Source organism: Brevundimonas sp. (assembly GCF_041648055.1).
Classification (GTDB): Bacteria; Pseudomonadota; Alphaproteobacteria; order Caulobacterales; family Caulobacteraceae; genus Brevundimonas.
Genome location: NZ_JBAZPS010000002.1, coordinates 372812 through 380330, shown reverse-complemented (window position 1 = coordinate 380330; position 7519 = coordinate 372812). Strand labels below are relative to the sequence as shown.

Below are 7519 nucleotides of genomic sequence, written 5' to 3'. Positions count from 1 at the left end.
GCGTCACGGTGCGCATGTCGGTCTCCTGCCTTCCGGCTCGTTGGAGCGAACGCCCCAGACCGTGTTTCGCCTCTGTCTAATCGCGTCCGACGCCCAGCCATCCATGACGAAGACCGGGAATATCCCCGTCCCATGCAACCGAACGGGCTGGGCGGGACTAACAGAAGGTCAGGATTTTCGCATGCGAGAGCTCAAGGCGACCGGCTTCGTCCGCATTCGTGGCGCGCGAGAGCACAATCTCAAGAACATCGATGTCGACATCCCGCGCGACGCGCTGGTCGTGTTCACCGGCGTGTCGGGGTCCGGCAAGTCGTCGCTCGCCTTCTCCACCCTCTATGCGGAAGCCCAGCGCCGCTACCTGGAATCCGTCTCGCCATACGCGCGCCGCCTGTTCCACCAGATGGAAGTCCCGGAGGTCGACCTCATAGAGGGGCTCCCGCCGGCGGTTGCGCTGCAGCAGCAGCGGGGCTCGCCGACCACCCGATCGTCGGTCGGCAGCGTGACGACCCTCTCCAACCTGCTGCGCATGCTCTATTCGCGCGCCGGCGCCTACCCGCCGGGACGGCCGCATCTTGAGGCCGAATCCTTCTCGCCCAATACGCCCGAAGGCGCCTGTCCACGCTGTCACGGCCTGGGCCGAATCCATGAGGTGACCGAAGCCTCGATGGTGCCCGATCCCTCCAAGACCATCCGCGAGCGCGCCGTCGCCGCCTGGCCGATGGCATGGGGCGGCCAGAATCTGCGCGACATCCTGATCACACTCGGCATCGATGTCGACACGCCGTGGCGCGACCTCCCCAAGAAGGTGCGCAACTGGATTCTGTTCACCGAGGAGCAGCCGCAGGTTCCGGTCTATCCTGGATGGAGCCATGACGAGATCCAGCGCGCGATCCGGCGCAAGATCGAGCCCGCCTATATGGGCACCTTTTCGAGCGCCAAGCGACACGTCACCCACAGCTATGCGACCACCCACAGCGCCATGATGAAGAAGCGCGCCGCGCGCTTCATGATCGCCCGGCCTTGCCCCGTGTGCGACGGCAAGAGGCTGCGCCGGGAGTCCCTGTCGGTCCGCTTCGAGGGTCTCGATATCGCCGAGATGAGCGGCCTGCCCATGGCCCGCTTCTCGAAGATTTTCGCGCCCTACGCCGAGGCGAAAGCCGGCAAGCTCGGGACGTTGCGCGAGACGCATCCGGAGAAGGCCCTGGTGGTCGAGCGCATCGCCGGCGATCTCTGCCGCCGGCTCTCGGTGCTGCTCGACCTCGGCCTCGGCTACCTGACGCTGGAACGCAGCACCCCGACCCTGTCGCCAGGCGAGCTGCAGCGGCTGCGGCTCGCCACCCAGGTCGTCTCCAATCTGTTCGGGGTCGTCTATGTGATGGACGAGCCGTCCGCGGGCCTTCATCCCGCCGACACCGAGGCGTTGCTACGAGCGCTCGACGGCCTGAAGGCGGTGGGCAATTCGCTCTTCGTCGTCGAGCACGAGATGGATGTCGTTCGCCGCGCCGACTGGATCGTCGATGTCGGCCCCGCCGCAGGCGAGCATGGCGGCGAGATCCTCTACAGCGGCCCGATCGAGGGCCTGCGCAAGGTCGCCGCGTCGGAGACCCGGCGCCATCTGTTCGACGAAGACGCCGGGATGCCGAGCCGACAGCGCGAGCCCGCCGGCTGGCTGCGGCTCGAGGGGGTCTCGCGCAATAATCTGAAGCAGGTCGACTGCGAGATCCCGCTCGGCGTGATGACCACGGTCACCGGCATCTCCGGCTCGGGGAAGTCCAGCCTGGTCAGCCAGGCGCTGGTCGAGCTGGTCGCCGGCACCCTCGGCGCTCCCCTCGCAGCCGAATCCGGGGCGGACGCCGAAGCCGCGCTCGAGGAAGGCCCCGCCGACGCGACCGAGGGCCGGATCCTCGGCGGTCTCGAAGGGATCAGGCGGCTGATCGAGGTCGATCAGAAGCCGATCGGCCGCACCCCGCGCTCCAACCTCGCCACCTACACCGGTCTGTTCGACCATGTCCGCGCCCTGTTCGCGGCCACCCCGGAAGCAAGGAAGCGCCGCTACGACGCCGGCCGCTTCTCGTTCAATGTCGCCAAGGGCCGCTGTCCGCGCTGCGAGGGGGAAGGCTTCGTCATGGTCGAACTGCTCTTCCTCCCAAGCGTCTACGCCCCCTGCCCCACGTGTCACGGCACGCGCTACAATCCGAAGACGCTCGAGATCCTCTATCGCGGCAAGACCATCGCCGAGGTGCTCGCGCTCACCGTCGAGGACGCCTGGGATTTCTTCGGCGACGCGCCCCATGTCTGCCGGTCGCTCAAGGTGCTTCGCGAGGTCGGGCTCAACTATCTCCGCCTCGGCCAGCCCGCCACCGAGTTTTCGGGCGGCGAGGCGCAGAGGGTGAAGCTGGCCACCGAGTTGCAGCGAGCACAGCGCGGCGGCGCGCTCTATGTGCTCGACGAACCGACCACCGGCCTTCACCCCACCGATGTCGAGCGCCTGCTGGGCCAGCTCAACGCCCTGGTCGACGCTGGCAACAGCGTCATCCTGGTCGATCACGACATGAAGGTGGCGGCGGCGAGCGACTGGGTGATCGATATCGGCCCCGGCGCCGGCGACGAGGGCGGGCGGATCGTCGCGAGCGGCCCGCCGGCTGTCGTGGCTGCGTCCGCGGAGAGCCGAACGGCATTGTATCTCGATCGTGCTCTACGGGGAGGGCCAGCCGCAAAGGGGCTTTCACACATGGAACGGGATCCTCACTGATGACGCCACGCCCTCATGCGAAGACCCATGGCGCGGAGCGCGGCCTTACGCGCTTCGAAGGGTTCAGCGATGCGGTCTTCGCGATCACCCTGACCCTGCTGATCGTCGAGATCAAGGTGCCGGGGTCGCCCCAGGGGCCGCAGGGCTACACCGATCTGGTCCATGCCATGGCGGAGCAGGCGCGAGCATCTGGCGCTCGTGCTCTGCTATATCGTCATCGGCGCCTACTGGCTGCAGCACCATTACTCGGGGCGGATCTACGCCCGGAGCGATCACTGGTTCGGCGCGATCAACCTTCTGTTCCTGCTGGCGATCGTCGTCGTCCCGTACCCGATCCGCATCTGGGTCTTCCATCTCGGAACAGCGTTCGAGCCCGTCGCGTCAGTGGTATTCACAACTGGCGTCGCCCTTATCGCCTGCGCCTGGATGGCCAAACGGTTCTACGGCGTGGTGGGCCGACGGACGATGGACGAGCGGCTCGCGGCGGATTTCATCCAGCAGATGACGCGTCGCTACGGGCTTGCCGCAAGCACCCAGATCGTCGCGGTTCCGATTTCAGCCTTCTCGCCGCGGATCGGCGTGGCCGTCACCCTCCTCGCGGTCGCCTTCTTCTTCCTGCCCCAGCCGAGGCCTCGTTACCATCCGGGCGAGGAGCCGAGCTTGAGAGACGTGTCGGACGGGTAGTCGTCCCCCACTGTGCGACGCAGACGCTGTGCAGTTCAGGCGCAGCCAATACTGCGGTGGAGCGTTTGCATGTCGCCCTGGACTTGAAAGGAGACCGTGATGGCCAATGCTGAATCCCGCTCACCCGTGAATAAGGCCCTGTTCGTGCGACTGCGCGCAAAGCCCGGCAAGGAGGCTGATGTCGAGGCCTTCCTGCGCGACGGACTGGCTGCCGTGATGGAGGAGCCGGACACGACGACATGGTATGCGCTCCGCTTCGGTCACGACGACTTCGCCATCTTCGACACCTTTCCGGGAGACGCGGGGAGGCTGGCTCATCTGGCAGGAAAGGTTGGCCGTGCACTCGTCGCCAAGACACCGGAACTGCTCGACGGCCTCCCGAAGATCGAAGACGCACAGGTTCTGGCGTACAAGCTTACCGACCAAAGCGGTGAGGTCCGGGACTGAGACGCGGCTGGCCAGTTGCCTGGCTGCTCTCTTCTCGATGCAGGTGCTGATTCGCCAAGTATGTGGAAGCGCAAGCGCCGGGGCTGCTTAATACCCCTGCAGTGCGGCGCTGTCCGGTCAAGGTAGTTCATAAAATCTGCAGAGCGGCCAATCCGAGCTGAAGTTGTGCTGAGGGCTGTGCGGTCTCGGTTGTTGGGCTACGAGGCGATCTCAGTATCTGACATCGACAGGCTCAGCTGAATGTCCGGAGTCCGGCGGCATGCCAATGTCCGCTCATGGCGCATCTGAGCCGTTTGTAGCGTATGCTGACAAGGGGGCGTCGATCGTGGGAGGTGGCCATGAGCCAGCCCGATCTCTTTCGTTTACCCCGCAAGCCCTGGAACGCTGGCCGAATGACCGGAGCCAAGGCCCCGCTTAAGCCAAAGCACATCTGGGCAATCCGACAGCATCTCAAGTCCGTCGGATCGATCCGAGATCTGGCGATGTTCAACATCGCATTGGACGCCAAACTGCGGGGCTGTGACCTGGTCAAGCTCCGGCTCGGCGACATCGCTCAGGGCGGCGTCATTCGGCAACGATCGACGATCGTGCAGCAAAAGACCGGTAGGCCGGTGCCGTTCGAGATCACTGAAGCCGCGAGGGAAGCTTTGGCTCACTGGCTGGAGCGCCGAGGGCGACGGCGCGACGACTGGCTGTTTCCTAGTCGCAGCCGAGATGGACAGCACATAGGCACGAGGCGTACGCTCGGCTGGTAGATGCCTGGGTGAGGATGATCGACCTCAACCCAAGCGCCTATGGCACCCACAGCCTTCGACGTACGAAGGTGGCCTTGATCTACAAGAAGACCGGAAACCTACGCGCCTGCCAACTCCTGCTCGGCCACGGAAAACTAGAGAGCACCGTCCGATATCTCGGCATCGAAGTGGACGACGCGCTGCAGATTGCTGAGCAGATCGACCTTTAAGCCGGCTTGGGACAGCCCGCCCGAAAGCGGACTGCCCAAATGTCTCGGAGGGGTGGAAAGCCGACGTTGGTGCCTAGGCCTCTGACGATCCGCTGTGCGCCAGAAGCGGACGTTGCGGGGCGTGCTGAAATGCAACGTTCAGCGGGTCCGATCTGAGCAGACGTCCGCTAGGTCAATGACCTGAGCGAATAACCGCGCTGCTGATGAAGGCCGTGATCATTTGCATTCGCGCAAATGTCCGATCGTGGTGCTCCGATTAGGCTGATCGAAAGCCCTTTCGCGTCATGTTCCCCCAGGACTGGCTCTTGCGGAGATACTGCCAGACCCCTCTCAGTCGCCACAGGTTGTTGAGCTGGCGATAGCCGAAGTTTTCAATCACAGCGACGCAGGTGAGCACAAGCAGATCGGTCGCCTTCGGAAAGCGCCTGAGCTCGGATTCCTCGAGAGCGAGAGCCCCGACCGAGATGACAACACCGAACGTGAAGCTGACAGCGACGAAGGCCAGGACGTAGTCGAGTGACAGAAGTCCGAGGAGCCAGAAGATCGGGACCAGAACGTAGCCTAGTGCTTCAACGATGGGGCCGATGATGTCCACGAGCAGGATATAGCCGAACCCAACCGTTCCGACCCGCCCATAGCGAGGGTTGAACGTCATGTCCCTGTGTCGTTCGAAGGTCTCCAGCGCGCCTCGGTGCCAACGCGATCGCTGCCGTCCCAGCACATCAAGACTCTCCGGAGCTTCGGTCCAGCAGACGGGCTCCGGAATGAAGACGACCCTATAGGGCCGCTTCTGGTCCCGCATGAGACGATGGAGCTTGACGACCAACTCCATGTCCTCGCCCACCGTTCCCAAGGTGTAGCCCCCGACCTCGATGATGTTGGCTCGCCGAAACAGGCCGAACGCGCCGGAAATGATGGTCAGGGCATTCACCCGGCTCCATGCAAGGCGCGCCATCAGGAAAGCCCGCAGGTATTCGACGGTCTGCAACAGGGCCCAGGCATTCGAAGGGGCCCGCACCTCCACAACGCGACCGTGGTCGATGCGGCAGCCATTGACGATGCGTATGGTGCCTCCGACTGCGACAGTGCGGATCGGATCGTCCACGAAAGGGCGAACCGCGCGCAGCAGGGCATCCGGCTCCAGAAGCGAGTCGGCGTCCATGGAACAGACAATGGGGGCTCTCGACACATTGATCCCAGCGTTCAAGGCGTCGGCCTTCCCCCCGTTTTGCTTGTCGATGACCACCAGCCTGGGCTGGGTCGCTGCGCCATACAGAGCCACGATCGGGGCATGGGGGACGGCAAGGTCATAATTTCTGGCGATGGGCTGCAGGCCGAAAGCGTCGATCAGAACCTGCAGGGTCTCGTCGTTTGACCCGTCATTGATGACCACGATTTCGAAGTTCGGATACTGGAGCGAGAGCAGTGAGCGAACGCTTTCGACGATGGTCAGGGCTTCGTTGTAAGCCGGGGCCAATAGGGCAATCGGAGGGGAGGCTTCGGCATATCGCCGCCAGAGGACGCTCGCCGACGGGGTCGAGGGCGTTTCGATCAGGGCTGCAGCTGCCAAGGCCAGCTGGATGAGATAGATCAAGTTTTGCAGCAGGCCCGTACTGATCACCAGCACTGCAATGATCTCGGCGATTGCGACGAAGGCGGGAGCCATCAGGTCAATCCCTTCTCTGCAAGAGCCAGCGACGCCGAACGTCTGGCCACCTCCACGGGCGAGTTGGCCGCAAGCCTCAGGGCCTGCAGTCCTCCATGGCCCATCCTGCTCAAGGTGTCCGCCGCCCGAAATCTGACCCACCAGACCGGGTCTTCAAGCCCGGCGATCAGAAAAGGGAATAGTTCTGAGCCCCCTATTTTGCCGGCAGCGACGGCCGCCTCGGCTCGAACATCCCAGGCACCGTCGCCAAAGGCCGCCGCTATGGTCTCGGTCGTGGTGGGGTGGCCCATCGTCCCCAGCGCTCGAACCGCAGCCGCGCGCAGGAGCGTCTCCGGTGCATGGGCCATGGAGGACAGGACCGGCAGTGCGCGATAGTCGCCACATGCCCCCAGGGCATCCAGAAGGACAGCTCGTGCCGTAACGCTCAGGGTCGGGACAGCCATCGCTGACAGGGCGTCATCTGGTGCATCGATCGCGAGTTGCCTCAGAACCGGGGTGTAGAGCAGCGAGTCTTCCTCAGCACGTCCCACCAGGCCCTCAAGCAGGTCCTGGGCCCGAGGAGGATCGCCGATGGCGATGAGGGTACGAACCGTCGCGATTCTGAGTTCGGCGTCCCGGCTTGTTCCGTAGAGACTACGCAGCGCTATCCTTGTTTCCTTCGAGGGGAATGCGGACAGAGCCTCAACGACTACCAGGCGACCCGTTCGGCTGCCACGGGTCAGGCGAGCCCGGAAACGATCGTCGACACCCGCTTCGATAAGTGTCGAGATCAACCGGTCTCGTTCACCTCCGCGTACCAATCCAAGGACGTCAAGCAGGGTTTCCGCCAGAAGGCGGCTTCGGTGCTGATAGGGCTTAAGCTGCGTGGCTGGATCAGCGACGCCCCCCATGATCGCCAGATAGGCCGCCGATAGCCTCTGCCGATCGGCGCGACGCTGGTTGTCGCGAGCGTCCCGAAGGATCTTCGCTGCGATCAAGCCCACCATCCATGCCAGGGCAATGGCCG

At 64.2% G+C, this 7519-nt stretch carries 7 protein-coding genes and 1 pseudogene; 6 read left to right on the top strand and 2 right to left on the bottom strand.

The window, feature by feature from the left end:
* Positions 1-181 precede the first annotated feature (181 nt).
* The 6 genes and pseudogenes from WC585_RS08090 to WC585_RS08065 all read left to right on the top strand — a co-directional run bounded on the left by WC585_RS08090 (position 182) and on the right by WC585_RS08065 (position 4847).
* The gene (locus tag WC585_RS08090) at positions 182-2752 is read left to right on the top strand and encodes an excinuclease ABC subunit A (RefSeq protein WP_373257178.1); all 2571 of its coding nucleotides are present in this window, start codon (positions 182-184) and stop codon (positions 2750-2752) included.
* Positions 2752-2874 (top strand): annotated as a pseudogene (locus WC585_RS08085) (TMEM175 family protein); the annotation flags it as partial. The gene WC585_RS08090 and the pseudogene WC585_RS08085, both read left to right, overlap by 1 nt.
* Positions 2875-2914: 40 nt before the next feature.
* The gene (locus WC585_RS08080; RefSeq protein WP_373257177.1) at positions 2915-3436 is read left to right on the top strand and encodes a TMEM175 family protein; all 522 of its coding nucleotides are present in this window, start codon (positions 2915-2917) and stop codon (positions 3434-3436) included.
* 99 nt (positions 3437-3535) lie between these two features.
* Positions 3536-3883 carry a putative quinol monooxygenase gene (locus tag WC585_RS08075; RefSeq protein WP_134581286.1) on the top strand — a complete coding sequence of 116 codons (348 nt, stop codon included), beginning with the start codon at positions 3536-3538 and terminating at the stop codon, positions 3881-3883.
* A 338-nt stretch (positions 3884-4221) separates the two neighbouring features.
* A complete protein-coding gene (locus tag WC585_RS08070; RefSeq protein WP_373257176.1) occupies positions 4222-4638 on the top strand; it encodes a tyrosine-type recombinase/integrase in 417 nt (138 codons plus the stop codon).
* Between the two features lie 14 nt (positions 4639-4652).
* The gene (locus tag WC585_RS08065; RefSeq protein ID WP_373257174.1) at positions 4653-4847 is read left to right on the top strand and encodes an integrase; all 195 of its coding nucleotides are present in this window, start codon (positions 4653-4655) and stop codon (positions 4845-4847) included.
* A 256-nt stretch (positions 4848-5103) separates the two neighbouring features.
* Here the strand turns inward: WC585_RS08065 and WC585_RS08060 are convergent, their stop codons facing one another.
* Positions 5104-6513: a glycosyltransferase gene (locus WC585_RS08060; RefSeq protein WP_373257173.1), complete on the bottom strand. Its 1410-nt coding sequence runs from the start codon at positions 6511-6513 to the stop codon at positions 5104-5106.
* Positions 6513-7490, bottom strand: a complete 978-nt coding sequence (locus WC585_RS08055) for a HEAT repeat domain-containing protein (RefSeq protein WP_373257171.1) — start codon at positions 7488-7490, stop codon at positions 6513-6515. Before WC585_RS08055 ends, WC585_RS08060 begins: the two co-directional genes overlap by 1 nt.
* Between the last annotated feature and the right edge of the window lie 29 nt (positions 7491-7519).